Annotated in this window: 21 protein-coding genes and 1 riboswitch; of the genes, 15 read left to right on the forward strand and 6 right to left on the reverse strand. The window is 58.0% G+C overall.

Going from position 1 to position 25,168, the window contains the following annotated elements; translation table 11 throughout:
• Positions 1-90 precede the first annotated feature (90 nt).
• Positions 91-771: an energy-coupling factor ABC transporter permease gene (locus tag V1T76_RS06475; RefSeq protein ID WP_330559790.1), complete on the reverse strand. Its 681-nt coding sequence runs from the start codon at positions 769-771 to the stop codon at positions 91-93.
• A gap of 52 nt (positions 772-823) precedes the next feature.
• Positions 824-1,034: riboswitch (cobalamin riboswitch) on the reverse strand.
• A 325-nt stretch (positions 1,035-1,359) separates the two neighbouring features.
• On the opposite strand from V1T76_RS06475, the gene V1T76_RS06480 reads away from it, so the two are divergent.
• From V1T76_RS06480 to V1T76_RS06500, 5 genes are all read left to right on the forward strand, one after another.
• A complete protein-coding gene (locus V1T76_RS06480; protein WP_040439299.1) occupies positions 1,360-1,593 on the forward strand; it encodes a hypothetical protein in 234 nt (77 codons plus the stop codon).
• Between the two features lie 50 nt (positions 1,594-1,643).
• Positions 1,644-2,168, forward strand: a complete 525-nt coding sequence (gene aroQ / locus V1T76_RS06485; RefSeq protein ID WP_330559791.1) for a gamma subclass chorismate mutase AroQ — start codon at positions 1,644-1,646, stop codon at positions 2,166-2,168.
• A 673-nt stretch (positions 2,169-2,841) separates the two neighbouring features.
• Positions 2,842-5,721 (forward strand): ATP-binding protein, encoded by a 2,880-nt coding sequence (locus V1T76_RS06490; RefSeq protein WP_330559792.1) that lies wholly within the window; start codon positions 2,842-2,844, stop codon positions 5,719-5,721.
• Positions 5,722-5,826: 105 nt separating this feature from the next.
• Positions 5,827-7,062, forward strand: a complete 1,236-nt coding sequence (locus V1T76_RS06495; RefSeq protein ID WP_330559793.1) for a hypothetical protein — start codon at positions 5,827-5,829, stop codon at positions 7,060-7,062.
• 170 nt (positions 7,063-7,232) lie between these two features.
• Positions 7,233-8,033: a class I SAM-dependent methyltransferase gene (locus V1T76_RS06500; protein WP_330559794.1), complete on the forward strand. Its 801-nt coding sequence runs from the start codon at positions 7,233-7,235 to the stop codon at positions 8,031-8,033.
• 9 nt (positions 8,034-8,042) lie between these two features.
• Here V1T76_RS06500 and V1T76_RS06505 read toward each other — a convergent pair whose 3' ends face one another.
• A complete protein-coding gene (locus V1T76_RS06505) occupies positions 8,043-9,464 on the reverse strand; it encodes an MFS transporter (protein ID WP_330559795.1) in 1,422 nt (473 codons plus the stop codon).
• Positions 9,465-9,594: 130 nt separating this feature from the next.
• Here V1T76_RS06505 and V1T76_RS06510 point away from each other — a divergent pair, with 130 nt between their 5' ends.
• The gene (locus V1T76_RS06510) at positions 9,595-10,026 is read left to right on the forward strand and encodes an Rrf2 family transcriptional regulator (RefSeq protein WP_330559796.1); all 432 of its coding nucleotides are present in this window, start codon (positions 9,595-9,597) and stop codon (positions 10,024-10,026) included.
• A 40-nt stretch (positions 10,027-10,066) separates the two neighbouring features.
• On the opposite strand, the gene V1T76_RS06515 is transcribed toward V1T76_RS06510, so the two are convergent.
• A complete protein-coding gene (locus V1T76_RS06515) occupies positions 10,067-11,434 on the reverse strand; it encodes a PIN domain-containing protein (RefSeq protein ID WP_330559797.1) in 1,368 nt (455 codons plus the stop codon).
• A 204-nt stretch (positions 11,435-11,638) separates the two neighbouring features.
• Between V1T76_RS06515 and V1T76_RS06520 the strand changes: the two genes are divergently transcribed.
• From V1T76_RS06520 to V1T76_RS06540, 5 genes are all read left to right on the forward strand, one after another.
• Entirely contained in the window at positions 11,639-12,856 is a 1,218-nt protein-coding gene (locus tag V1T76_RS06520) for an NADP-dependent isocitrate dehydrogenase (protein ID WP_330559798.1), read from the forward strand.
• 142 nt (positions 12,857-12,998) lie between these two features.
• Positions 12,999-13,607, forward strand: a complete 609-nt coding sequence (locus V1T76_RS06525; RefSeq protein ID WP_330559799.1) for an ABC transporter ATP-binding protein — start codon at positions 12,999-13,001, stop codon at positions 13,605-13,607.
• Positions 13,604-14,410: an ABC transporter permease gene (locus V1T76_RS06530; RefSeq protein WP_330559800.1), complete on the forward strand. Its 807-nt coding sequence runs from the start codon at positions 13,604-13,606 to the stop codon at positions 14,408-14,410. Before V1T76_RS06525 ends, V1T76_RS06530 begins: the two co-directional genes overlap by 4 nt.
• Entirely contained in the window at positions 14,407-15,042 is a 636-nt protein-coding gene (locus V1T76_RS06535; protein ID WP_330559801.1) for a glutathione S-transferase family protein, read from the forward strand. The genes V1T76_RS06530 and V1T76_RS06535 overlap by 4 nt, the downstream gene beginning before the upstream one ends.
• A gap of 141 nt (positions 15,043-15,183) precedes the next feature.
• A complete protein-coding gene (locus V1T76_RS06540) occupies positions 15,184-15,621 on the forward strand; it encodes a hypothetical protein (protein WP_330559802.1) in 438 nt (145 codons plus the stop codon).
• 168 nt (positions 15,622-15,789) lie between these two features.
• On the opposite strand, the gene V1T76_RS06545 is transcribed toward V1T76_RS06540, so the two are convergent.
• Positions 15,790-17,139 carry a cyclic nucleotide-gated ion channel gene (locus tag V1T76_RS06545; protein ID WP_330559803.1) on the reverse strand — a complete coding sequence of 450 codons (1,350 nt, stop codon included), beginning with the start codon at positions 17,137-17,139 and terminating at the stop codon, positions 15,790-15,792.
• 191 nt (positions 17,140-17,330) lie between these two features.
• Between V1T76_RS06545 and V1T76_RS06550 the strand changes: the two genes are divergently transcribed.
• The gene (locus V1T76_RS06550; protein WP_330559804.1) at positions 17,331-17,456 is read left to right on the forward strand and encodes a hypothetical protein; all 126 of its coding nucleotides are present in this window, start codon (positions 17,331-17,333) and stop codon (positions 17,454-17,456) included.
• Positions 17,457-17,773: 317 nt separating this feature from the next.
• On the opposite strand, the gene alaS is transcribed toward V1T76_RS06550, so the two are convergent.
• On the reverse strand, positions 17,774-20,431 hold the full coding sequence (gene alaS / locus V1T76_RS06555) for an alanine--tRNA ligase (RefSeq protein ID WP_330559805.1): 2,658 nt from the start codon (positions 20,429-20,431) through the stop codon (positions 17,774-17,776).
• A 353-nt stretch (positions 20,432-20,784) separates the two neighbouring features.
• Entirely contained in the window at positions 20,785-21,858 is a 1,074-nt protein-coding gene (recA, locus tag V1T76_RS06560) for a recombinase RecA (protein ID WP_330559806.1), read from the reverse strand.
• A 440-nt stretch (positions 21,859-22,298) separates the two neighbouring features.
• Between recA and V1T76_RS06565 the strand changes: the two genes are divergently transcribed.
• The 3 genes from V1T76_RS06565 to V1T76_RS06575 all read left to right on the forward strand — a co-directional run bounded on the left by V1T76_RS06565 (position 22,299) and on the right by V1T76_RS06575 (position 25,062).
• Positions 22,299-22,793 (forward strand): translation initiation factor 2, encoded by a 495-nt coding sequence (locus V1T76_RS06565; protein ID WP_330559807.1) that lies wholly within the window; start codon positions 22,299-22,301, stop codon positions 22,791-22,793.
• A gap of 350 nt (positions 22,794-23,143) precedes the next feature.
• The gene (locus tag V1T76_RS06570; RefSeq protein WP_330559808.1) at positions 23,144-23,947 is read left to right on the forward strand and encodes a class I SAM-dependent methyltransferase; all 804 of its coding nucleotides are present in this window, start codon (positions 23,144-23,146) and stop codon (positions 23,945-23,947) included.
• 161 nt (positions 23,948-24,108) lie between these two features.
• Entirely contained in the window at positions 24,109-25,062 is a 954-nt protein-coding gene (locus V1T76_RS06575; protein ID WP_330559810.1) for a PfkB family carbohydrate kinase, read from the forward strand.
• The last annotated feature ends 106 nt before the right edge of the window (positions 25,063-25,168 follow it).

Here is a 25,168-nt window from a genome sequence, read left to right on the forward strand (position 1 = left end):
AGGCTCTCCGGCCAGACAGCCGGAAACAAACAAAAAGGGCGGCCCAGGGCCGCCCTTCATGGTTTCAATTCAGCCAAAAGCCTTGAAGGCTCAGGCAGCCGCGTCGTGCAGGCGGCCTTCGAAAGCAAGGTTCCGGGTCAGCGGTGCCAGGGTCTTGGCAGCGGCCAGAACAGCCAGGTCGGCCAGCGGCTCACCCAGGATCACCAGCATGTAGGCAACGCCGAAGGAGCCGACGGACGCCATGTTCTCGGCACCGAAGCCCTGACCGTAGAAGGCCCAGAAAGCAACCCAGCCAACGATACCGGCCTGGAACGTGGTGGAGAGCGCCAGCGCCTGAACGTAGGAAACGTCAACATAGGCGGTCTTTTCCGGAATGATCCGGTTGGCCAGCAGGCTGACGGCCCAAAGCGGCACAAGCAGTGTGGTCACGTTGATGCCGTACTGCGGCAGATCGAAAGGTGCAAACAGGGCGCCCTGAAGCAGAAGACCCGCAGCCAGACCAATGGCAGCCGGACCGGCGCCGAACATCAGGAACAGGGTAGAGCCCAGAATGAAGTGAACTTCGGAAACCCCGACCGGATAATGCGGCAGAATTTCAAAGAAGCAGAAGACGGCAACCGTCGTGATGACGGACCGCACGGCCAGGCTCAGAACGCCGCTCTTGCGGATCGTGTCGAGCGCCATTTTGCCGAGAAGGCCGAAGGAAGCAGCTGCTGTACCGTAGCTGAGCACGATTTTGGCACCGTCGACGATGCCCGGTTCGATATGCATGTGTTTCTCCTTTGCGCACCCTCCGTGCGCGAGCAGATGTTGTAGACCGGCCCGTTGGGACCGCTGGATGGCAGGTTTCCTGGCTCGCGAGTCTCTGCGCAGCCCGCCTTCCCGGATCGCTCCAGTGGCTTGAAGGGCTTTGCTCTTCGCTTACAGTTGCGGGGGCAGCCACGGTCTTGGTCCCTGTTGGGTACGCCTCACCGTGTTCCCATTTCATCCGCCGTTACGCTTGTTCGGGCGAAACCATCACACGATCTAGGTTTGCAAGGATTGGCAATGCTCTGCAAGCGAATTTTCGCCATATTCGCTCTGAATGCGACATTGCATCGAAATTTTGCCGCCTGAGGATCGCGGAGAATATCCGCCGGATGACCGGAGAAATGGAACCCCAGGCATCAAACAAATCTTTTCAAGATGAGCTTCTGCTCGCTGTTCTTTCCGGCTCCTCACGAAAACAAAACAAAGAACAAAAATAAATCCTTTGTTTATTAAACTTTTCTGTATTTAGGGTAACGGCGATTTTTACTTGCAGAAACCCTAACGAAAGATAACCTCGCTCGTATACAAAGCACATCGTGAGAGTTTGCAATGCCCTTCACCAAATTGGGAACGCTGATCGCTGGTGTCGTCTTTTTTCTCGGTTGCATTCAGCTGGCACTTTTGGCCGGCGTTACCCTGGGTGCCATCACCGAACCGCGTCCGGGGTTTTTCCTTGGCAATCTGACACGCGAACAGGCCCTCGACAGCGGACTTCTGAAGATCATGGCCGCCGTCGCCTTCGGCGTGATCACCGAAATCAGCCGGTCGGTTGAACGGAAGTAGATCACAACCACGGACTTGCCGCAGGTGAATACCTGTGAAAGTCTGCGCACATGTTGAAATCGATTCCCTTGGCCGCTCTGGCGGTATCCCTCCTTGCTGCGACAGCCACTCCAGGCTGGGCTGCGCCCGACAAGCTGTTCAGCGCCATCAACGAGCGCCTGTCCTACATGCAGTCGGTTGCTGCCTGGAAAGCGGATAACGACAAGCCGGTCGAGGATCTGCCGAGAGAAAAGGTGGTTCTGGAAGCCGCCCGTGCGAAGGCTGTCGAGAACGGCCTGTCCGCCGACAATGTCACCCTGTTTTTCCAGGCGCAGATCGATGCCGCAAAGGACATTCAAACCTGCTGGATCGACCGGTGGAACGGCGGTGAAGCGCGTCCGAAGAACGTGCCAGACCTGATCAAGGACGTCCGCCCGGAACTGCTGCGCCTCGGCAACGACATTCTGACCTTGCTTGCAGAAACCCCGGTCGAAGCCTCCGACAAGGCGGCTTTCACACAAGCCGTGACCGTCGAATGCCTGTCTGACGGTGCAAGGACTGCCTTGTTTGAAGGCCTGGTGGACGTACACGAGTAAACCTTCGTGACCGAATGAGCCAGCTGGTGGACGCTTCGTTCGCCGCCAGCGGCTTGCAAGAAGACGCGGCTGATGATTGCTGGTGGCCTCGCGCAGCCATTTCCGAGACTTTGCAGCCAACACGCACGACCTTGCGATCAAGCCCTCCCTCTGTTCAGGCTGGCCATTCGGCCGGTCAATTGCCCTGCCAGATTTTTCAAATATCTCGGGCGAACGCGAAATTCCATACCCTTTGGCAACTGCCGGACAAACCCAACGCTGCCGATACGGCGAGCTGCGCGCACGACGCGCAGCGGCAATGCTGCGGATTTACAAGCCCACTTTTAACGAGACCATAACCTCGCTAGACCTCAAATCGGCGTTGACACACAGTATTTTTGACATTGTTGGTTTGTTGGTAACTTTTGTGGTTTGTAGTTGAGAAAGAGCAACTATAAATTGTTTTGAGTTTACCACTACCGGATTCTGCTTTTGGATATTTCCTGGATTTTTCGGGGTAACAATGAAAGTCTCTTCTACAGGAAAGACTGAGACATCATCGGACCGTAATACTGAAAAAACTTCAGGAAACGGAGATTTACGCGCAGATCTTGATATTTCACATGGCTCCTTCCGTGCATCATTAAGCCTTGCCGTTTTCGGCTTCGACGACCCGGCGGCCATGCACAACCAGATGAGCGAAGAACACCTTGCGGTGCTCGATCGCCGTTTCTCAACGGTATGCGCCGTGGCAGCCTCCGAATTCGGCGGCAAGCTGGTCAATTTGCCGAACGGGCGGAAAGTCCTGACCTTCGGTGTTCCCCACCCGCATGAACTTGACGCGGAACGCGCGGTGCTCGCAGCCCAGAAGGTTCTGCGCAGTTTCGAATGGAGCAGTTTCAAGTGCCCGGCGCGCCTGAGATGCGGCATTGCCAGTGGCGAGGGCTTCATTGTCCTCGCGGATAGCCCCAACATGTCTCCCCGGGCTGTTTCCGGCCCCGTATACGACACGGCCTTGCACCTGGAACAGCATGCGCCGGGAAATGTCCTGCTGGTTTCAGCGGACGCGCGAGCCCTCTTTCGCAGCAACTTCATGGCGCGCAAGGTCCAGCTTGATAGTGAAGGGCAAGCCGCCTGGGAAGTCTCGCCGGCAATCGTCCCCTCCACGCGGTTCGACACGGGAGATCAGGATCCGAGACTTCGATACTTCATGGGCCGTATGAAGGAGCTGCGCCTTCTGGGAAAAAGCTGGACGATGTCGAAGACCGGCCTGGTGCAATCGGTCCTCATCGAAGGCGAACCGGGCATTGGCAAGTCCAGCCTGATGAACGCCTTCCTGAAAAAAGTGCAGGCGGACCAGCCACTGGTTCTCAATTTTCTCGGCTCCGCCCATCACAGGCGGACCCCCTATTTTCCGATTGCCCAGGGCCTGTTTTCGTTTCTGGGGCTGAAAGGCATGCAAAGCCCCTCGTTGCTCAGCACTGTCATTCATAATTTTCTGAATGACCTTGGCCTCGATACCATGCGCGACAATGCCAACCTGCGCGCCATTCTCAAAAGCGGCGGCATCGAAAGCCACGTGCCACAGGCGGAGGCCGCCGCCGAAAACCCGGTGGAAACGCTCATCGCCTGTTTCAGGCAGCTTTCGGACGTCAATCCGGTCATCCTCGTTTTCGAAGATGCGCACTGGATGGATCCGAGCACGCTGAAGCTGATCAACGCGCTTCGCGGTGCATTCAGTGCAAGCCGTGTCCTCTCTCTGGTCAGCTCGCGACCCGGTACCGGACCGGAAAACCTGGAAAGCTCCGTCGACGCCATCTGCCGTCTGGATAATCTGCCTGAGACTGAAGCCCGCGCGCTGGCCGACTTGCTCCGGCCGGCCGACATGACGGATACCCAGTTCGAGACCATCGTCCAGAGATGTGACGGCATTCCGCTCTTTCTGGAAGAGCTGATGAATATCGCTGCCGAACGCGGCAGCCGTTTCTTCGAAGAAGGGCCGGAAAACCTGATCCCTGCGTCCTTGAGGGAAACGCTTGCAGCCCGGTTGTCGCATCTGGACGGCAACAGGGACACACTGCTTGTGGCCGCTGTCATCGGACGGGAATTCAACGTCCCGCTGCTCTCGGCCGTTACCGGAGTGCCTGAAGACACGTTGGCCACCCAGTTGGAGGCCTTTCAACGTTCCAATCTGATTTACCGGATCGGCGCGCCTCAGGATGGGGTGTTCGAGTTCAAGCATAGTCTGGTTCAGGATCTGGCCTACCAATCCATCGAGCCCGATGCACGCAGCCGCCATCACGCCCGTATCGCCGAGGCGCTGACCGAAACCCCGGAGCGCTATCCGCCGGTCGCTGCCGAAGTCATTGCCCGCCATTTTCAATACGCCGGCAACATCCCGGCCGCACTCGACTATCTGGAAGTTGCCGGTGTCGAAGCCGTTCGCGTTGCCGCCCACCGGGAGGCGGGACGCTATTTCCAGAAGGCTCTGGAACTGGCGCAGAACATCGGCAACGACGCGGAAAGGGACGTCGCCGTCAGTCACTTCCTTCTCTTGCTCGGGCCACAGTTGATCACCAACCACGGCTTTGCCTCCAACGAAGTGCAGGAGGTCTACACCCGCGCGCGCCAACTGACATCGAGCGACACCAGTTCGCCGGAATTGCTTCAAATGCTCTGGGGGCTGTGGGGCGCACATATCGTCAGGGCCGACATTGCCTTCGCCAAAACACTCAGTGACGACTTCCTGCGGATGGCCCGGGCAAGGCAGAACGGGCTTGAACTGTCTGCCGGTCTCTATATGGCCGGCGTCGGGGCCTTTTATGTTGGGGAACTGGCCAGGGCAGAGCAATTGCTGCTACGCTCGGTTGAAGCTGCTCTGGCGGCTGATTTCGATGAAATGATCACCAAGTACAGTCTGGATCTCGGCATATTGGCCCGCTCCTATCTGAGCTGGTGTTATGCTCTGATGGACCGCCCGGACGACCTTCGCGACAATGCGCTGTCGCTGGAAACAGCCGCCCTCCTGTCGGATCACGCCTTCTGCCAGGCGTTCAGCAGTTGTTTTCTGTCGACCACCCACAATTTCCTGGGCAACTCCGCTGAAGCCGAGCACCACGCCCTTGCAGCGGCTTCTCTCAGCCGCGAGCAAGGGTTTGCCCAGCAACTGGCGCAGGCAGAGATCAACCTCGGCCGTGCCCGGGTCACTTCGGGCGACCCCTCCGGCCTGGACAGAATGCTGGACGGCTTGAAAGCCTACCTCGGCACCGGCGCGGTGCTTGCCCGCCCCTATGCGGAAGCCTGGATTGCAGAAGCGCAGCTTCATCGGGGCGATCGCGGCACTGCCTTCAGCCGCCTGATCGATGTGCGCAGATTCTCCCGCCGCTCCGGCGAACGCTATTTTGACGCCGAACTGCTGCGCCTATCCGCGCTTGCTGCAAAGGCAACCCGCCCGGGTGGCAGGCATCTGGTCAGGACGCTTCTTTGCAAATCCGCCAGCCACGCCCGCCGGTCGGGAACCGACCTCCATCTGCTAAACCTGAAGCCTCACCTGAGCGCTTTCCCTGCAGTTTAGGCGCCAATCACGAGCGTTTGCCTCCCGCTAAACACCAAATTTAAATCAATAGATGTATATTTTAACAAGGCACCAAAAAGGTGCAGGGCTATTGATGGGGCAGACATGACGATACAAACACTTGTGAAACATGGTCTTCTGATTGAAGGCCTGTTGATGCGCGATACCGCGCAGCTGAAGCTTGACCTGCTGGACCTTGCCGGTGACGAGCACAAGGAAACCATTCAGGGCCGATTGGCTGACGAGATCATTGTCACTTCCGCGGCACAAACCCAGCCACGCGAATTTCCTTCGCTGAAACATTTCTGGGAAAATCTGCTGTTTCGCATCGGTGCTGTCGCCTCCATGACAGCCCTTACCTCCGGCGTCTACGACTGCGATTATTACGACCCGGCGACCGGACCGGAAGCACGTTTAGGGTCGACGGACAGTGCCCGCGTTTCCAGTTACTGGGCGTTCGAGACGCCGGGTGGCACCGACGCAGACTGGCAGCAGGTTGTCACAGAGGAGGCCCTGGCCGCCATCCTGCCGCAGAACGGGCACGCGTTGCCGTTCCGTGGCGAATGCGCGGGAGCCTTCCAGCTGACCGTCTTCTGGGGTCTTCTTAACGGGCTCGGCTCCGAGCGGTTCAGCGAAATCGCAAGCCAGTTCGGCACGATGCTGGTCGGCCCCTGGACGGACAATCCGGCAACCGACTTCATGGCCGAAAAAGCGCCATTTCAGGATCCGCCGATCCCGGGCGACTATATGTATTTCAAGAACAAGGACGACTATCTGGACTGGGCGCCCGACGGGTTCTGGCAGGGCCTCAATGCCATGTATATGGGCCAGGACATGCTCGGCACCCGCCATTACTCGGGCATGGGGGCAAGCTGGCTCAGCGAACAGAACCTGCGCGCCTCTCTGGTCAATGCCTATTATCACGACTGCTATCCGCATATCGTGGCCTGTCCGCAATCCGAAGTCCGCTTCACGATCCGCCGCCTGCTGCAAATCCCCTCGACAATTACCAAACAGGCCCTGCCCTTGAACTCAGCTCATCCTTCCAAGGGTACCGTCCCGACAATCACCACACTCAAGGCAGGCGGCTATGAAGCCATCGCCCGGGACACCTACGAGAACCAGCGTTCGACCGTGAACGAATGCACGACCCTCTTCGGCATTACCGCGCTCGACCTGCACCAGCAGCAAAGTTCTGGCCTGGAAAACCCGGCTTCGCGCTTTGACGCTCCAGGAGCAACAATCATCCTCACCTATCATGACCCGGAAGCCGGCCGCCGCGATCCGGATGCCGTCGTCCGGGTGCTCGTGAAGCTGAAACCCAGCCTGGCAGCAGGCTGACACACGGCAACCCGCCCTTTGCCGACGCACTGTCGCGGGAAAGGGCGGCCACCGCACAGACGGCAGACAGGCCCATTCGGGGCCTGAGTTCGAATGCCGTTGTCCAAGTCCGCATTCACAGGCACTATTTTCGCATCAGGAAAATCAATCCTGGGCGGGAGGCCGAGGACATGTCCGGTAATGCGCAACACGATTCATGGAGTGCAGGTCGCAGCTACGATCATTACATGGGCAGATGGAGCAGATTGATCGCAAGGGAGTTCGTCTCCTGGCTCAACGCACCTGCTGATGCCGACTGGGCAGACATAGGGTGCGGCACCGGGGCCTTGAGCGAAACCATACTTGATATGGCGTCCCCGAAAACGGTCGTCGGTCTCGATCTGTCAGAAGGCTTCGTGATGCATGCGCGGGAAGCGATCACCGACGCAAGAGCGCGCTTTGAAATTGGATCTGCACAGGACCTGCCGCTATCCGACAACTCCGTTGACGTTTCAACGTCCGCTCTCGCCCTCAACTTCGTTCCGGACAAACTACAGGCACTTGCCGAGTTCCGCCGCATTACCCGCCCAGGCGGGATAATATCCTTCTACGTCTGGGACTATCCAGGTGGTGGCATGGGCTTCATAGACGCCTTCTGGAAAACTGCCGCTTCAATCGATCCTTCTGCCGAAGACCTTGATGAAGCACTCCGGTTTCCCTTTTGCACCCCGGAAGGGCTTCAGAACCTCTGCACTGAAGCCCGAATGCCTGGCGCAAGTGTTCACGCCCTTGAAGTGGACACCGTCTTTCCGGGGTTTGAAGAATTCTGGCATCCCTTTACACTCGGAGCCGGACCAGCGCCCGGGTATTGCATGAACCTGAGCGAGGAAAAACGGGATGAGCTGAAAGCAAAGCTCCGGGACCAACTCGACACCGGAGGAGAAATCCGCCTGCCCGCGCGAGCCTTTGCTGTCCGCTACCAGCGCCTTTGAAATTTCAGCTCACCTGCTGCGAAACTTGTATGCAAGACCAGCGGCAAGAACAGTGAGCACAAAACACGCACCGGCCGGATAGAGCAGCGTTGCAGCCGCGGCCTGCCGGTAGAAAGCCTCATTGCCTCCTGCCGCCAGACCATGAAAGAAAATCTGGCCTTGCACAGCGATGCCAAGCGCCATGCCGATCTGCTGGAAAGCCTGCAGCACGCCTGACCCCGCACCGGCATCCGGTCCGGAGACCCGAGACAACACAAGCTGAAACAAGGCCGGGATCGCCGTTCCCGTTCCAAGGCCCACGATCAGGAACGGCAACGCCAGCAGGCTTGCGCTCGTTCCATCGGAAACCAGCAGCCGGGCTGCAAGCAATCCGCAGAAGACTGCCAGCATGGCAAGGCAGATCCGCGCCTCCTGAAAGCGAGTCCCAAACCGGCCTGTCAGCGTAGAGGCAAGCATCACCCCGACCGGATGCGGCGCCAGGATGAGCCCGGCAGTCATCGGCGACACTCCAAGGCCAGCCTGCAGGAAGAGCGCCATCATGAAGAACAGTCCGGCAAGGCCGGAAAAGAACAGCGCGACAAACGCAACGCCGGCAACAAACACACGGTCCTGCGTCAACAGAACCGGCAGAAGCTGCGCCTGGCCAAGATGCGCCCTGCGCTGCTGCAGCCGGTAGAACAACACGGCCAGAACGACGCTCAGTCCCATCAGGGCAAAACACCAGGCAGGCCAGCCGAACTGCCTGCCTTCAACGAGAGGAAATACCAGCGCCAGCACTGCGAGGGTGAAAAGAAACGTTCCGGACCAGTCCGGCATCACCCGGCTCTCGTTTTCGATATGCGGCAGAAAGCGAAGAGCACCCGCCAGCGAGATCAGCCCCACGGGCAGATTGATCAGAAAGATCGGCCGCCACCCCAGACCAAAGACATCAGCTGCCACGATCACCCCACCCACAAGCGGCCCCGCCACGGCCCCAAGCGCGCTGACGGAGCCGAAAAGACCGATGGCCTTGCCTTTTTCCTCCACCGGGAAGATCACGTGAACGATGGCAAGAACCTGTGGCACCATCATTGCCGCACAGAGCCCCTGCAGCGCGCGGCTGGCAATCAGAAAGGTGATATCGGGCGCCAGTCCGCACGCCAGCGAACTGGCGGTAAATCCGGCCACCCCCCAGCGGAACATCCGCCCCCTGCCCGCAACATCTCCAAATCGACCGAAAGGCAGCAATCCGGCGGCAAAGGCCAGCACATAGACCACCAGCACCCATTCGAGCTGGGTATCCGAAGCACCGAGCCCGTGACGGATGGAAGGCAGCGCCAGATTGACCACCGACACGTCGAGAACATTCATAAACATGGCAAGATAAAGCGCGGCGAGTGCTGCCCAGCGATTGCGCCTTTCCCCGGCTGTGCCGACAAACAAAAGGGACATTCAGAACTCCTGGAACCCGTGAACCTGTTTTCGTTACTTATAAAGTCACATATTCAGCCCCGTCAATCTCATGTGCCTTGAATTGTCACGTAACCGAATCCGGCATAAGGTTTTCCAAACGGAGACTTCCATGCGAACCGACAGCCGATTGCCGCGTGTGCTTCACGTGCTCCTGCATCTGGATCAGACGCAAGACCCGGTGACATCCGACCAGATCGGGAAGATGCTCAACACCAACCCATCCCTCGTCCGGCGCACCATGGCAGGGTTGCGGGAAGCCGGTTTTGTCGGGGCCACCAAGGGGCATGGCGGCGGCTGGGTGCTGGCCAAGAGCCTGGACAGCATCTCGCTGGCCGAGGTCTATGCCGCCCTCGGCTCACCACAGCTCTTTGCCGTCGGCAAGTCCGCCGATGCTCCAACCTGCCTCCTTGAACAGGCAGCCAACCGGGCAACCTCGGCAGCCCTTGAGGCAGCACGGGAGACGTTTCAGGAACAGCTCGGGCAAGTGACGGTGGCGGATCTGGTGTCGCACCATGCACAGGAAATCCGGCAGCATCAGTAAATCAAAAAAAGCATCTAGACAATTAAGCGAGTCGTAACACTCAAATTTCGAGAGATGTATTGTGCATAATCTTTAGAAACGGGGAATATATCTTCTCACCGAAATCCCCATCACCGACCACCCCGAACAATAAATTCACCCTTAGCTTGTACGAAATTAACTTAAGATCAGTTGACTTATTTACGATAAAATTCTTAGAAAGATCATCAGGTACGATCCAAACATAAGAAAGCGTTTCCAGGTACCCTTTATCAATTAAAGAAGCACCCATTTTTACTTTCTGATAAACCTGCCTTAAGAAGTTGCTACCATACATGGTACTCTTAATTTCAAATCCATGACGGCCCTTATCATCCTTCACTACAAAGTCTGGAAAATCTCCATACTGAGTAACTGATCCAAATCTGGAGTGCAGCCAATTAAGAACAGCGCCATAAGAATCTTCATCTAGTGTTTTTAATTTTTCAACCTTTTGCTTTTTACTCTCAGAAACTTCTCTTACGTCCTGCAACGCATCTTCTGTAACGTCTACCCTTAAATAATCCTTCGAATATTTAAGAAATAATTCAGGCCTATACATCAAAAACTCCCTTATTCCAGCGATTCGCCTCGCTTCATCAATAAGTTCAGGACGTGGGCCAATAGTTTTCACACCATCTGAATCTACTTTCCACCACCAATCTTCTTTCGCATCATCGGTAACAAATACCAAAAACTTCTCCGCCTTCTTTTCTCGAAAATAATCCAAAATCTGCACCCAAATCAGATAATCTCCAAACTTCTTTCTATACAATTTCCCTTTGTGAAAAAAATTCTCTATGTCTTCTTTGTGATTGTCTTTATAACCCGGAGGAAGAAAAAGTTTAAAACGCGCCTCAGCTTCACGATAATAATCGTCGAGAATTTCTTGACTTTCAGGCTCTTCGCCAACTTTTTCATGAAAGATGCGCTCTATCTTTTCTTTCAAAGGATCTTTTTCATTAATTTTTAACTGCTTATCTTGCAATTTATCTAATTTTTTAAAAAAATCATTAACAACTCGATCAATCGAAATCATTAGTGGATTTGGATCAATTAGAGAATGCCTTCGATCCAATTGAAGTTTCTCTAAATCTTGACGCAACCCAGCACTAACACCACTTACTATTTTTCGAACTTCTGCAAATCTTTTACTTTGATCTGCTATAACGTTTAATCTATTTCTCTGGAACTCGAGCGCCACATGATATGGAATCCAGACCTGCTCCTTTAGCGCTTCAAATATATTTAGCAATTGATCTCTTGTTTCTGCATGATACCTATATAGGTTTAGCAATACATTTGCATCAAATACAAATGTGGCGTTTTTCCAAACATTGTTGAAATCTAAATTTTTACTATTATCGTACTCTGGAAAAATATCTTTCATCTAAGCGACCATTAAAAAATTTGCTGTCCATTTTCACATTACATGCAGTACATCACTAAGAAAATAGCCAATTATCTGTCGCATATCTTGCCTCGCAGCGCAGCATTGTATACAAGCGCACACAATAGAAATCCGATACAACTCAAATCGTTTAGATTTCCGTTTCGCCCTCCCTTCTTCTAGACCCGCGAGGCAATGCGCATCATGGCAAAGATCAAAGTCGACAATCCGGTCGTCGAGCTCGACGGCGATGAGATGACCCGGATCATCTGGGCCTTCATCAAGGACAAGCTGATCCACCCCTATCTCGACATCGACCTGCTCTACTACGATCTGTCGATCCAGAAACGCGACGAGACCGACGACCAGATCACGGTCGATGCTGCCAACGCCATCAAGGAACACGGCGTCGGCGTGAAATGCGCAACCATCACGCCGGATGAAGCCCGCGTTGAGGAATTCGGCCTGAAGCGCATGTACCGCTCGCCCAACGGCACGATCCGCAACATCCTTGGCGGTGTTATCTTCCGCGAGCCGATCATCATGCAGAACGTGCCGCGCCTGGTGCCGGGCTGGACCCAGCCGATCATTGTCGGCCGCCATGCCTTTGGCGACCAGTACCGCGCCACCGACTTCCGCTTCCCCGGCAAGGGCAAACTGACCATCACCTTCACCGGTGACGACGGCCAGGTGATCGAGCACGAGGTCTATGACGCACCGTCAGCCGGTGTCGCCATGGCGATGTATAACCTCGACGACTCGATCCGCGATTTTGCTCGCGCATCGCTGAACTACGCGCTCATGAGAAAAGTGCCCTGCTACCTCTCCACCAAGAACACGATCCTGAAAGCCTATGACGGCCGCTTCAAGGACCTTTTCCAGGAGATCTACGAAGCCGAATTCAAGGACCAGTATGCGGAAGCGGGCATCTGGTACGAACACCGGCTGATCGATGACATGGTCGCCTCTGCGCTGAAGTGGTCGGGCGGTTATGTCTGGGCCTGCAAGAACTACGACGGCGATGTCCAGTCCGACACCGTTGCCCAGGGTTTCGGCTCGCTCGGCCTGATGACGTCCGTGCTGATGACCCCGGACGGCAAGACGGTGGAAGCAGAAGCCGCCCACGGCACGGTCACGCGCCACTATCGCCAGCACCAGAAGGGCGAGAGCACTTCGACCAACTCGATTGCCTCGATCTTTGCCTGGACCCGCGGTCTCGCACACAGGGCCAAGCTCGATGACAACCAGGAGCTTGCCCGTTTCGCCCAGACGCTGGAACAGGTCTGCATCGACACGGTGGAATCCGGCCACATGACGAAGGACCTCGCCCTTCTCGTCGGTCCGGATCAGGCCTGGCTTACCACCACCGGCTTCCTGGACAAGATCGACGAGAACCTGGCAAAGGCCATGGCCGCGAACTGAAAACCTTCTTTCAAAGGCTGAAATAACAACACCGCGGCAGTGTCCGCGGTGTTTTGCTTTAGGGACCAAAGGCAACCTGGCGATTGTCCCTCTCCCCCGCCCGCGCTAGGCTCGCCTGGGTGGCCACCAGAGGAGAGGACGGGTGCTGACGATCCGCGAATTGAAGACACCTCTGATCGGCCCCATAGACCTTGCCTTGCATGCGGGTGAAGCCGTTGCAATTTCAGGACCCTCGGGCGCTGGCAAGTCCCTGTTTCTCAGAGCAATTGCCGATCTCGATGAAAGCACCGGCCATATTGCCCTGGACGACACGGAGCGGGAAGCCATGCCGGCTCCCGAGTGGCGCCGCAAGGTGGCCTATGTGCCTGCCGAAAGCGGCTGGTGGGCTGACCGCGTCCAGGATCATTTTACCGAAACCGCAAACCTTTCCAGCCTGCTGCAACAGGTTGGCCTTGCCGATGCGCGCTCGTGGGAAGTTGCCCGGCTTTCCACCGGCGAGCGCCAACGCCTTGCCCTTGTACGCGCGCTCCAGGCAGAACCGCAGGTTCTGCTTCTGGATGAACCCACCTCCGCACTGGATCCGCCTTCCGTGACACTGGTCGAGACGCTCCTGAAACAGCAGCTTGCGGCCAAGCGCTCCCTTCTGATCGTCAGTCACGACCCGGATCAGCCAGGCCGCCTCGGTGCGCGGCGCTTCGTCATGGACAAAGGAGGCCTGATGGAGGCCTCCTGTCAGGAGCCTGAGGCGTGACCGGCTATCTCGCTCTCACCTATTGGGACCTTGTCGCCGCCTCGGTGTTCCTGCTTCTGAATGCCGTGTTTTCCATCGTTCTGGATCTCGGCCTCACCCGAACCCTTATCGTCTCGGCCCTGCGCATGAGTGTTCAGTTGATCCTGGTGGGGCTTGTTCTGAAGGCGATTTTCCATGCCGGGTCTCTGCTCTGGACGCTGCTGGCCGCGGCCGTGATGCTTGCCTTTGCTGCGCGTGAAATCTGGGCCCGTCAGGACCGGCGGCTGTCGGGCCTCTGGGGCCCGGGCCTTGGCGCTGCCGCCATGCTGGTCGCCGGCACGCTGGTCACGGTCTATGCGCTGGCAGGCCTCATCCGGCCCGATCCCGTTTGGCTGCCGCAATATGCGCTGCCGCTTTTCGGCATGGTGCTCGGCAACACCATGACCGGCGTCAGTCTTGGCCTCGACACGCTCCACACCGCGCTTGCCCGTGGCCGCCGCGAGGTGGAAGCCCAGCTGCTGCTGGGGCGAACCCGCTGGGAAGCAACCCTCCCTTTCACCCGGCAGGCGCTTCGCGCCGGGTTCACACCCATCATCAACGCCATGGCCGCCACCGGTGTCGTGTCTCTGCCTGGCATGATGACGGGCCAGATCCTGTCCGGCGTCGATCCGCGCGAAGCGGTCAAGTATCAGCTCATGATCATGTTTCTTCTGGGGGGCGCAACCGGTCTCGGCGTCCTTGGCGCAACCTTCGGCAGCCTCTGGCGTGTGACCGACACCCGCCACAGACTGCGTCTTGACCGTTTGAACGGAGGTTCACGATGATTGAACTCTATGGCGCCGACTATTCGGTTTATCTGCGTTCCGCCCGCCTGGCACTCCTCGAAAAGGGCGTTGCCCATGAGCTTCGCCCGATCGACGTGTTTGCCCCAGGTGGGCCGCCGGAGAGCTATCTTCAACTGCAGCCTTTCGGCAAAATCCCGGCGCTGAAGCATGACGACTTCACGCTTCACGAGACAGCAGCCATCCTGCGCTACATCGACGAAGCCTTCGACGGGCCACCGCTCCAGCCGTCCACGCCTCGAGCGCGGGCACGGATGACCCAGTTTCTCTCCATTCTCGACAATTACGCCTACAGGACCCTGGTCTGGGACATCTATGTGGAACGGGTGTCAAAGACACGCGAAGGTGCGCCGTCGGATGAAGTCAGAATTGCTTCGGCGCTTGGGCTCGCCCGGACAATCATCCAGGCACTGGAAGCACTCGCCGCCGATGGCCCCTTTCTGATGGGAGGCCAGCTCACTCTCGCCGACTGCCATGCCGCCCCGATGCTGACCCTGTTCGAAACGGCTGATGAAGGCGCGCTTCTGTTGCGCTCGGCACCGCGGCTGTCCGCCTGGCTGCAGATGTTCAGGGACCGCAACAGCTTCCTTCAAAGCAAACCTGCCAGCCGCTAACGAGCTTGCAACAGGTGCTGCGCCAGGGCGCAGGGCAAGGCCAGGACATCCGTGATAGTCTTGCCACCTGCCGCCTCGCCCACAGCCCCCACTCCCACGGCGAGGCACATTGAATCATTTTCTTAAGAAGGGGATTTTTTGATGAAGTTTCAGAAAGTTGCGATTGTTTTCTTGAGCAGCCTCCTGCTGCTGTGGGCCGGTCTGGCAGCATCGGCACAAACCGTCCATGAGCCTGCGCGCGGCACAGGGGAACGCAAGGAGATCCTCGACGCCGTGCGTCCGATGATGGAAGCAAGGGTCGGTCCGCCCGTCGAATTCGTGGTCAACTGGATGCGCTCGGGCTATGGCTGGGCCTTCGTGCAGGTTTCGCCGCAACGTCCTGGAGGCGGCGCTATTGACCCGTACCGCACGACTTTTGCTTCGCAGGCCGAGTATATGGACGGTCTCGTCACCTATGCGCTGCTGCGCTACCAGTTCAACCGGTGGAACCTGATCGATTTCGTCGTCGGCCCGACGGATGTCTTCTGGCAGGGCGACCCGCTCTATGCCCAGATTCCCCCTGGCCTGACACCCTACTGACCGGCCTGCGGTGTGGCCCAATACATGAAGAAGAAACGGCGCCAGGAAGGGTGCGCGGAGCGGGCTTTCTGCCTGGTCAGACATGCTGGCGACGCGCGGTGACGCCATATCCATGTCCTTGGAATTTGACCGGATTGGTCCTCCTCAAACCATTTCATCTTCCGCACGCTAGCGGGCCGGTTCCTTTGGTGAAGGAGTGGCGTCTTCCGGGCGCTCCTCTTCGCTGTCGGGGTCTTCCGCGCCCTCGTCTTGCGGTGAGCAACTCTCCTCTTCAAAGAGTTCCGGCTCCTGGTCGCTTTGCTCCGACGAGGCAAAGACGCCCGCCTGCTGCAGTTCCTCTTCCGCCAGCTCACCCAGGACCCGCTTGCCCGCGGCCACACGGTCTCTGGCCTCGTCCATGATCTTCTTGGCCAGCCCCTCGTCCTTGTCCATCAGGTGTTTCAGGGCTTCGGCTTCCAGAACCAGGAGCTGACAATCCTTGTAGGCCACCACCTTCGCGGTTCTCGGTGTCTGGTTGATCAAGGCCAGTTCGCCGAAGAAGCTGCCCTCGCCCAGATAAACCGTGTCGTGCTGCAAGCGAATTTCGACCTCACCATCGGCGATGAAATACATCTTGTCGGCAACGTCGCCCTTTTCGGCAATGGTGCCGCCCTTGCGCACCCGCAGCGACTGCAGCAGCTTCGACACTTCGGCAATCTCGGTCGCCTTCAGGTCTTCAAACAGCGGCACCCGGGCCACCATGGACCAGGTAACGACAAAATCCCGGCTATGGATCTCGCGGGCGAAGGCCGAGGCAATGATGCCGACCGGCAAGGCGATGAGCCCGTACCCCATCAGCATGACGATGCCGCCGACCATCTTGCCGAGATTGCTGACCGGCACGACGTCGCCGTATCCGACTGTCGTTACCGTGGTGATTGCCCAGTAGATACCATGGAGAATGCTGCGGAATTTTTCCGGCTGGTCGTCATTCTCGATCAGATACATAACCGTGGCAGACAGCAGGATCACACCGAAGATGATCATGCTCGACCCGAGCAATGCCCGGCGTTCGTTGCCGACAGCTGATATCAGCGAGCGCAGGGCGGGCGAATACCGGGCAAGCTTCAGGAAGCGCAGCAACCGCAGGATCACAACGATCGTGACCGCCTGATTGGGCAGGAACAACACGAACAACAGCGGCAACGCTCCGATCAGATCAATGATCGCGTCCGGCTGGATCGCGTAACGCAGCCTCGAGAAAACGGGCCCGTATCGACGCAGCGGCGGGTGAAGATCGGCCACATAAAGACGCAGGACATATTCTGCCAGAAAGACAAAGCCGCTCGCGAACTGGATGAGGCGCAGATGTGCGCTGAAGATTTCGCGAATTTCCGGAACGGTTTCCAGCACCGCAAGCAGGATGTTGATCAGGATGAGGGCAATCAGCAGGTGCCGGAGCACGCGCGCGCCGATGCGCCGTTTGCCTGTGTCCTCAAGCAGCTCATAGAGCGCTCGTTTGAATTCGTGGCCGGACACCAAGCCCCCCGTTTCTGTCTTTGCTCGCATTTTCATGAATAGCGGAAAGACAGGCTACGACAAACCTTTCCGCACCGACAGCCCCTCTGCCCCCGCACGAAGCTGTGCATAGGGGTGAGAGCATCGTGATTGGGTTAATTTGCCGCAGGCCCCATCTTCAAGGATAGCCAACCGCACCAAAGGAGGATGCCATGACCATAGACACCGACAAGGCCCGCGCCGCAGTAACCACGCCGCACCACATCGTCCTGAAAATGTTGCTGGTCTCAACATTCATCACAGCCGCAGCCCTGGCGATTATCGCTGTCGTGAACTGACCCGACCTGCAAACGCGGAAGGCTGGCGTTGATGAGACTGCTCGGCTCAGCCGCTCCAACCCAACCTCTCCATCGTCTTCCCGGCCAAGCGAAAGCGCGAGCCGGGAGCGGAGAGCCACAGGTCTTTCGCTCGTCATCTGCTGAAAGCCAGAACTCACAGGCTTCCCGATCATGGATCTCCGCTACGCTGCGTCCAGAATGACGAACGAGGGCTAGGTTTGCGGTCGGTCGTCGAAGAAGATCAGCGAAGGCTGTGAAAAAACAAGGGCGGCCCCAATGGAGCCGCCCTTTTCAATCTTCATCTCTGGAAGGATCAATCAGAGCCCCGCCAGATGTGCCTCGATCGCGGCAACGGCTTGATCGGCCCTGGCGCCATCCGGTCCACCGGCCTGCGCCATGTCGGGCCGTCCGCCGCCACCGCGGCCGCCCAGGGCTTCCGAGCCGATCCGTACCAGATCCACGGCGCTGACCTTGTCGGTCAGATCCTGCGTAACCGCCGTCACGATGGCGGCTTTTTCGTCTTCGGCAACGCTGATCAGAACAACCACACCGGAGCCAAGCTGGGTCTTGGCCTCGTCAGCCATGCCCTTCAGGTCTTTCGGGTTGATGCCCTCGACGACGCGGGCCATCAGCTTGAACGACCCGGCTTCCTTCACCGGCGTAGCGCCATCGGCTCCGCCGCCCATGGCGAGCTTTTTCTTGGCGTCCGCCAGTTCACGTTCCAGCTTCTTGCGGTCTTCAACCAGTTGCGCCACGCGGGCCGGAACATCGTCCGCGCTGATCTTCAGCAGGCTGGCCAGCTCACGCATGCGCTTGTCCTGCGCGTCCAGGTATTGACGGGCCTCCGAACCGGTCAGCGCCTCGATCCGGCGGACACCTGCCGCAACCGCGCCTTCGGAAACCAGCGTCACCAGACCAATGTCGCCGGTCCGCTTTACGTGGGTGCCACCGCACAGTTCCAGCGAATAGGGCTTGCCCTGCTTCGGACCATGGAGAGCCGTTCCCATGGAAACCACACGCACTTCCTCGCCGTATTTCTCGCCGAAAAGAGCCATGGCACCGGCTTCGATCGCATCGTCCACGGCCATGAGGCGCGTGTCGACCTGAGCGTTCTGCAACACGATCTCGTTGGCGAAGCTCTCAACCGTCGCCAGTTCCTCATCACTCACCGGCTTGGGATGGGAGAAGTCGAAACGCAGGCGTTCCGGCGTCACCAGAGAGCCCTTCTGCGCCACGTGATTGCCGAGGACCTCGCGCAACGCCTCATGCACCAGGTGGGTGGCCGAGTGGTTGGAGCGGATCGCCTTGCGGCGGGAATGGTCGACCTTCAGTTCCAGGGCAAGACCCGGAACCAGCTCGCCTTCCTCCACAGTGACGGAATGCACGAAAAGGCCGTCTGCCTTCTTCTGGGTGTTGGTCACGGCTGCCTTGACGCCGCTCGCCAGCATCCAGCCGGTATCGCCGACCTGACCGCCGCTTTCGCCGTAAAACGGCGTCTGGTTCAGAACCACGAACCCGCTTTCGCCGGCGGACAGCTTGTCGACTTCCTTGTCGTCGGCGGCAAGGCCGGCAACGACACCTTCAGCCGTCTCGGTTTCATAGCCGAGGAAGTCCGTCGCCCCGTGTTTTTCCTTGAGTGCGTACCAGACAGCTTCCGTAGCCGCGCTGCCCGAACCGGACCAGGCCGCACGGGCTTCCGCCTTCTGGCGCTCCATCGCCGCATTGAAGCCATCGATATCAACGGAGATATCACGTGTTCTGAGCGCATCCTGGGTCAGATCCAGCGGAAAGCCGTAGGTGTCGTAGAGCTTGAACGCGGTTTCCCCGTCAAGACGGCCGCCGGACTCAAGATCTTCCGTTGCCGTGTCGAGCAAGCCGAGCCCGCGCTCCAAGGTCTTGCGGAAGCGTGTTTCTTCCAGCTTCAGCGTCTCGGTGATCAGGTCTTCAGCGCGGCTCAGTTCCGGATAGGCCCGGCCCATCTCACGCACGAGAGCCGGAACCAGCTTGTGCATCAGCGGCTCGCTCGCCCCCAGAAGATGAGCGTGACGCATGCCGCGGCGCATGATCCGGCGCAACACATAACCACGGCCCTCGTTCGACGGCAGAACGCCGTCAGCAATCAGGAAGCTCGTCGACCGCAAGTGGTCGGCTATCACACGGTGGCTGCCGGTGGCGTCGCCTTCCGCTTCAACGCCCGTGGCGTTCACGGACGCCGCGATCAGTGCCTTGAAGAGGTCGATGTCGTAGTTGTTGTGAACACCCTGCATGACAGCAGCGATACGCTCGATGCCCATGCCGGTGTCGATGGATGGACGCGGCAGGTCGAGACGCTTTTCCGGCGTCTGTTCGTACTGCATGAAGACGAGGTTCCAGATCTCGATGAACCGGTCGCCGTCTTCTTCCGGGGAGCCCGGAGGGCCGCCCCAGATGTGGTCGCCATGATCGTAGAAGATTTCGGAACACGGGCCGCACGGGCCGGTATCGCCCATGGACCAGAAATTGTCCGATGTCGGAATACGGATGATCCGGTCTTCGCTGAGACCGGCAATCTTCTTCCACAGATCGAAAGCCTGATCGTCTTCAGCGAAGACGGTGACCAGGAGCTTGTCCTTCGGCAGGCCGAATTCCTTGGTGACGAGATTCCAGGCCAGTTCGATCGCCCGGTCCTTGAAATAGTCCCCGAACGAAAAGTTGCCGAGCATTTCGAAGAAGGTGTGGTGGCGTGCGGTGTAACCGACGTTGTCCAGGTCGTTGTGCTTGCCACCGGCGCGCACACACTTCTGTGCCGTCACCGCACGGGAATAATCGCGTTTTTCCAAGCCGGTAAACACGTTCTTGAACTGGTTCATGCCCGCGTTCGCGAACATCAGGGTCGGATCGTTGCGCGGCACCAGCGGCCCGGACTCGACCACTTCGTGGCCGTTTGTCTTGAAATAGTCCAGAAAGGCAGAGCGGATTTCATTTACGCCGGTCATTCGGATCTCGCATCGGTCACAGCCCCGCATATGAGGGCCTGTTGAAAATCTTGGGTGCGCGGGATCTGGCTCACCGATCCGCGCCGGAACAGCCTTTTAACTTTGACCTCCAACCCTGTCCAGCGGTTGCAAGGGCCCGACCCAACGGAAACCGGCCAGGATAAAGGCGAATTCCGGTTTGCACGTTAAAGCGACGCTCCGGCCACCTGTCAGCGCGCCATCCGACATGTTGGAATTTTGTTCCGGTCCTCGCCCCGAACAGCAAAAGGCCCCCTTCCGATAAACGGAAGGAGGCCCTTGGAAGACCGGACAAACGTCCGGAGCTCATGCGAGCGGCGACCAGAAGCTGAGGATCAATCCTCTGCTTCGTCTTCCACTCCCCCGTCCGGATCGATGATCGCCTCGGCGATCAGACCGGCGTTCTGGCGGATCGCCAGTTCGATTTCATCGGCAATTTCCGGATTGTCCTTCAGAAACTGCTTTGCATTTTCCCGGCCCTGGCCAAGACGCTGGCTGTTGTAGGAGAACCAAGCACCCGACTTTTCAACGATGTTGCCTTTGACACCAAGATCGATCAGCTCGCCGGTCTTGGAGACGCCCTCACCGTAGACAATGTCGAATTCGACCTGACGAAAGGGAGGCGCCAGCTTGTTCTTGACGACTTTCACGCGGGTCTGGTTGCCGACGACTTCGTCCCGGTCCTTGATCGCGCCGATGCGGCGAATATCCAGACGGACAGACGCGTAGAATTTCAGCGCATTGCCGCCTGTCGTGGTTTCAGGTGAACCGAACATCACGCCGATCTTCATGCGGATCTGGTTGATGAAGATCACCATGCACTTCGACTTGGAGATCGAAGCGGTCAGCTTGCGCAGCGCCTGGCTCATCAGGCGGGCCTGCATGCCCGGCAGACTGTCGCCCATTTCGCCTTCAAGTTCGGCCTTCGGCGTCAGCGCGGCGACCGAGTCGATGACCAGCACATCAATGGCGCCGGACCGCACCAGCGTGTCGGCGATTTCCAGTGCCTGCTCACCGGCGTCCGGCTGGGAGATCAGAAGATTGTCGATATCGACCCCAAGCTTGCGCGCATAGATCGGATCCAGCGCATGCTCCGCATCGATGAAGGCGCAGATCCCACCCGTCTTCTGAGCTTCGGCAACCGCATGCAGCGCAAGCGTCGTTTTACCGGACGATTCCGGCCCGTAGATCTCGACGATACGTCCGCGCGGCAGACCGCCGATCCCGAGGGCGATATCAAGTCCGAGAGACCCGGTCGAGACAGCTTGCACCTCAACCACCTGGCCCTGGCCCATCTTCATGATGGAGCCTTTGCCGAAGGCGCGTTCGATTTGGCTGAGCGCTGCGTCCAGCGCTTTTGTCTTATCCATCTGGCTGCTTTCTACGAGACGAAGTGTACTTTGCGACATGGCTTACGCTCCTTATTCCACGATGGACGTGCCGTTTCAATGAGAGCTTTGTACACATTTTGTTCTCATTTGACAAGATGGCAAAACCGATTGGTATTTAAATGAAAATGACTGTTTGTTTCCAATATGTTCTCAGCTGAACAGATCGCGTATTCCCCTACGTAAGCTGAACACCGGGTTATTCCCTGTTCCACATTGAGATAGAATCAGTGCTCTGCCGCATCTCGGGTGGATCGACTGGCCATCCCTGTCAGCCTGCTTTGCGGCTCGGTCCAGTCTTATCGAGCGCCTACCAGCTGGGCCTTGTCGCAATTCGAATGTGAATATCGGGTGGCAGTGAGCACGTCTTTCAATCGGTACTTGAAAAACAGATTTGCAAAGAATTTCGGTTCGGCTAGGTCTTCGCCACTTTTGTTTCACTTGGCTGGGAAGCGATTTACATGAAAACAAACAAACTGTTGTGCCTGGCGCTTGCGCTTGGCTTGTCGGCTTGCGCCACGGCGACACGCGGCACCAATGAGACCGTGAAGGTCTACGTCTCACCGGAAGGAGCACAGATCGCCACGTCCATCGGGCTGACCTGCAACACGTCCCCCTGCTCTCTTCAGGTCTCACGCAAACAGGAATTCACCGTTACGGTTTCCAAGGAAGGCTACAAGACCCAGACCGTCGAGGTGAACACCAAGGTCGCCCCCGGCGGCGTCGCCGGCATGGCTGGGAACGTGCTGATTGGCGGCGTTATTGGTGTCGGCGTCGACAGTGTTTCGGGAGCCACGCTCGACCACTCACCCAATCCGGTCCTCGTAGAGCTGGTCCCCAACAACCCCAGGAACCCGAAAACTCCCAAGGGTGATCTCTCCGAAATCAAGGAAAAGATCGCCGCCAAACAGCGCGCCCAGGAAGAAGCCGTAATGCGGAAGTCGGGTGGAGTTTAAATGGTCGAGACAACCTGGAGGCCCGAGATCTCCGGATCGCGCGATCTCAGGCCTTTAAAAAACGTGATCCGATGCGGGACATAAACCGGGTGCCCGAAGACAAAAGAGGTGTGAAACACAACGACCATGTCTTGCAATTTAGCTCCTACAGTCGGTTAGGATCTGGCGGCGCGCCTTGCCTGGAAATGCATAATCTGTCCGGGGCAGATGAGCGCCAACTTTGTGGCCGCAGTCGCGATGCGACCATTGGTTCGGTTCGAGAACAACCGTCCTCTCAAAACAAGTGCGGTTCAAGTTTCTGCGTAGAGCTCTTTATGGATAAAGACCCATAATTGGCGTAGCATCTTCTTATGAATGACACGTCTCGAAGTGAAGAAGCACAACGCCACTACGCGACGCCCCGCCATCTTGCGACACGTGGCTCGTTTCAGGCGAAATATGCAACTGTCAGCTGGTTTGGCTGGCTGATCGAGCATTTGAATTTACAAACAGAAATGCATGTATTGGACGTCGGGTGCGGTCCTGGCTGGATTTGGCGTTCTCAGGCAGACCGTCTGCCAAACCAACTTCGTCTTTCTCTCATAGATGCCTCTCCCGGAATGATCGAGGAGGTCTTGGCGAACCTGGCAACGGTGGAGAAGATTGAGGTCGTCAGCGCTAAGGTGGCAGATGCCATCGACCTGCCGCACCCAGATGAGACCTTTGACGCGGTGCTTCTTTTGCACGTCCTGTATCACTTGGAAGATCCACGAACCGCGTTGCGTGAAGCGAGACGTGTCTTGCGCACGGGCGGGCAGGTGTTCGTAAGCACAAATGCTCTGGAGAATATGAGCGAACTGCATTCAATCGGCGTCAAGGCATTTGGAGGCAGGCCCGTTGATCCCGCGGCCGCAATGTTCTCGCTCGATGATGCCGAGCAGGTTGTTGGTGAGCTTTTCGACGTTGTACGGCGATTTGATCTTACCGATACGATGACGTGCACTGATCCAGAAGATGCGGTGAAGTTCCTGTTGTCCTGTCCACCAGGCATTACTGCGGCCGAGGCTCAACAGAGGCATCTTGCTAAGCTGATCCGCGAGGAAAGCGACAGATCGCAAGGCAAGTTCATAATGACGCGCCGAAATGGCCTCATCATCGGCACAAAAGCACGCTGACTGCGAAAAACGGCCCCGTTGGCCGCTGATCCGTCGTTTCATGTTATCAACGGATGCTTGTTAGCTATGCCTGCGCGCTTCCCGTTGCCGCCCCCCGCTTAATCTGCTAGCCCGCGCTTTCAACGGTTGCCTGCGACCGGCGGAGCGAGCCTTGGGTTCTGATGCCGGCCCTTTATGAGACAGTCCTGAACGTGACTTCAGCCCATTCTTCTTCCGTCATCGCCATCGGTGCGATCCATTACGATACGATCGCCCATGCCAGCGAGCCGATCCGCCCCGAGACATCGACCCCTTCCAGACTGAGTGCGAAGCCGGGCGGCGTTGCCACGAATATAGCTCGAGCGCTGGTGCGCCTTGGTGTGGGAACGCATCTGGTGGGGACGGTCGGGGACGATGGTGCTGCCGACATGCTCTCTCGCCAGCTTCGACAGGAAGGTCTTGTTCTCCATGTCCTGGCCCGGTCAGGTTTCGCCACAGGCCAATACCTTGCGCTGCATAATCCGGCGGGCGATCTTGCAGCCGCCTGCGTCGATGATCGTGTGCTGTCCGAAGCCCCTGAAGACCTGTTCGATGCCATCGTTGAGCAGCTCGCGGCAGGTGCATCGCGGGAGACGATCTGGTTTCTGGATGCGAACCTCCCCGCTGCCATGCTGGCCCGGCTGGCAGGCGTTGCCCGGCCCGGGCGCCTCATTGCCAATGCCGTTTCGGATGCCAAGGCCATCCGGCTGCGTGGCGTCCTTGACGAACTGGACTGCCTGATGCTGAACCGCGGCGAAGCGGCCACGCTCACCGGCCTCTCCTGCGATGTATCTTCCGAAGACCTTGCCGCAGCCTTGATGCAGACCGGCCTGAAGAGTTTTGTCCTGACCAGTGCTGCCTCAGACGTGCTTGTGCTGGAAGGGGGAACGCTCCACCGCTTTGCTCCGCTTCAGACACAAATTGTCGACGTCACCGGCGCAGGCGACGCCTTGACAGCGGGCACGGTCGCAGCGCTTTCAAAAGGGTATGGCCTGACAGACGCCGTCCCCTTTGGCCTTTCGGCCGCCGCCCTGACCTTGCGCTGCACGGGCGCGCTCGCCGATGAGCTTACGTGGGATGCCCTCGCCAACTTTTGACCATGTGGACAAATTCCAATCTTGGCGCAGTCTCGCCTTGCGCCTATAAGACCCGCAGATTTGCCCCGGCCTAGAGCTGCCGGATGAAGAAACAGAAAGGCACACG

It is taken from the genome of Roseibium sp. FZY0029 (genome assembly GCF_036350355.1).
GTDB lineage: Bacteria > Pseudomonadota > Alphaproteobacteria > Rhizobiales > Stappiaceae > Roseibium.

Bases quoted from the DNA above. Each gene is read 5' to 3' on its own strand.
- recA (WP_330559806.1), bottom strand. From the start codon at position 21,858: ATGTCGCAAAGTACACTTCGTCTCGTAGAAAGCAGCCAGATGGATAAG.
- V1T76_RS06520 (WP_330559798.1), top strand. From the start codon at position 11,639: ATGGCAAAGATCAAAGTCGACAATCCGGTCGTCGAGCTCGACGGCGAT.
- V1T76_RS06565 (WP_330559807.1), top strand. From the start codon at position 22,299: ATGAAAACAAACAAACTGTTGTGCCTGGCGCTTGCGCTTGGCTTGTCG.
- V1T76_RS06490 (WP_330559792.1), top strand. From the start codon at position 2,842: ATGAGCGAAGAACACCTTGCGGTGCTCGATCGCCGTTTCTCAACGGTA.
- aroQ (WP_330559791.1), top strand. From the start codon at position 1,644: ATGTTGAAATCGATTCCCTTGGCCGCTCTGGCGGTATCCCTCCTTGCT.
- V1T76_RS06575 (WP_330559810.1), top strand. From the start codon at position 24,109: ATGCCGGCCCTTTATGAGACAGTCCTGAACGTGACTTCAGCCCATTCT.
- V1T76_RS06515 (WP_330559797.1), bottom strand. From the start codon at position 11,434: ATGAAAGATATTTTTCCAGAGTACGATAATAGTAAAAATTTAGATTTC.
- V1T76_RS06550 (WP_330559804.1), top strand. From the start codon at position 17,331: ATGACCATAGACACCGACAAGGCCCGCGCCGCAGTAACCACGCCGCAC.
- alaS (WP_330559805.1), bottom strand. From the start codon at position 20,431: ATGACCGGCGTAAATGAAATCCGCTCTGCCTTTCTGGACTATTTCAAG.
- V1T76_RS06505 (WP_330559795.1), bottom strand. From the start codon at position 9,464: ATGTCCCTTTTGTTTGTCGGCACAGCCGGGGAAAGGCGCAATCGCTGG.
- V1T76_RS06475 (WP_330559790.1), bottom strand. From the start codon at position 771: ATGCATATCGAACCGGGCATCGTCGACGGTGCCAAAATCGTGCTCAGC.
- V1T76_RS06540 (WP_330559802.1), top strand. From the start codon at position 15,184: ATGAAGTTTCAGAAAGTTGCGATTGTTTTCTTGAGCAGCCTCCTGCTG.
- V1T76_RS06570 (WP_330559808.1), top strand. From the start codon at position 23,144: ATGAATGACACGTCTCGAAGTGAAGAAGCACAACGCCACTACGCGACG.
- V1T76_RS06500 (WP_330559794.1), top strand. From the start codon at position 7,233: ATGTCCGGTAATGCGCAACACGATTCATGGAGTGCAGGTCGCAGCTAC.
- V1T76_RS06510 (WP_330559796.1), top strand. From the start codon at position 9,595: ATGCGAACCGACAGCCGATTGCCGCGTGTGCTTCACGTGCTCCTGCAT.
- V1T76_RS06495 (WP_330559793.1), top strand. From the start codon at position 5,827: ATGACGATACAAACACTTGTGAAACATGGTCTTCTGATTGAAGGCCTG.
- V1T76_RS06480 (WP_040439299.1), top strand. From the start codon at position 1,360: ATGCCCTTCACCAAATTGGGAACGCTGATCGCTGGTGTCGTCTTTTTT.
- V1T76_RS06535 (WP_330559801.1), top strand. From the start codon at position 14,407: ATGATTGAACTCTATGGCGCCGACTATTCGGTTTATCTGCGTTCCGCC.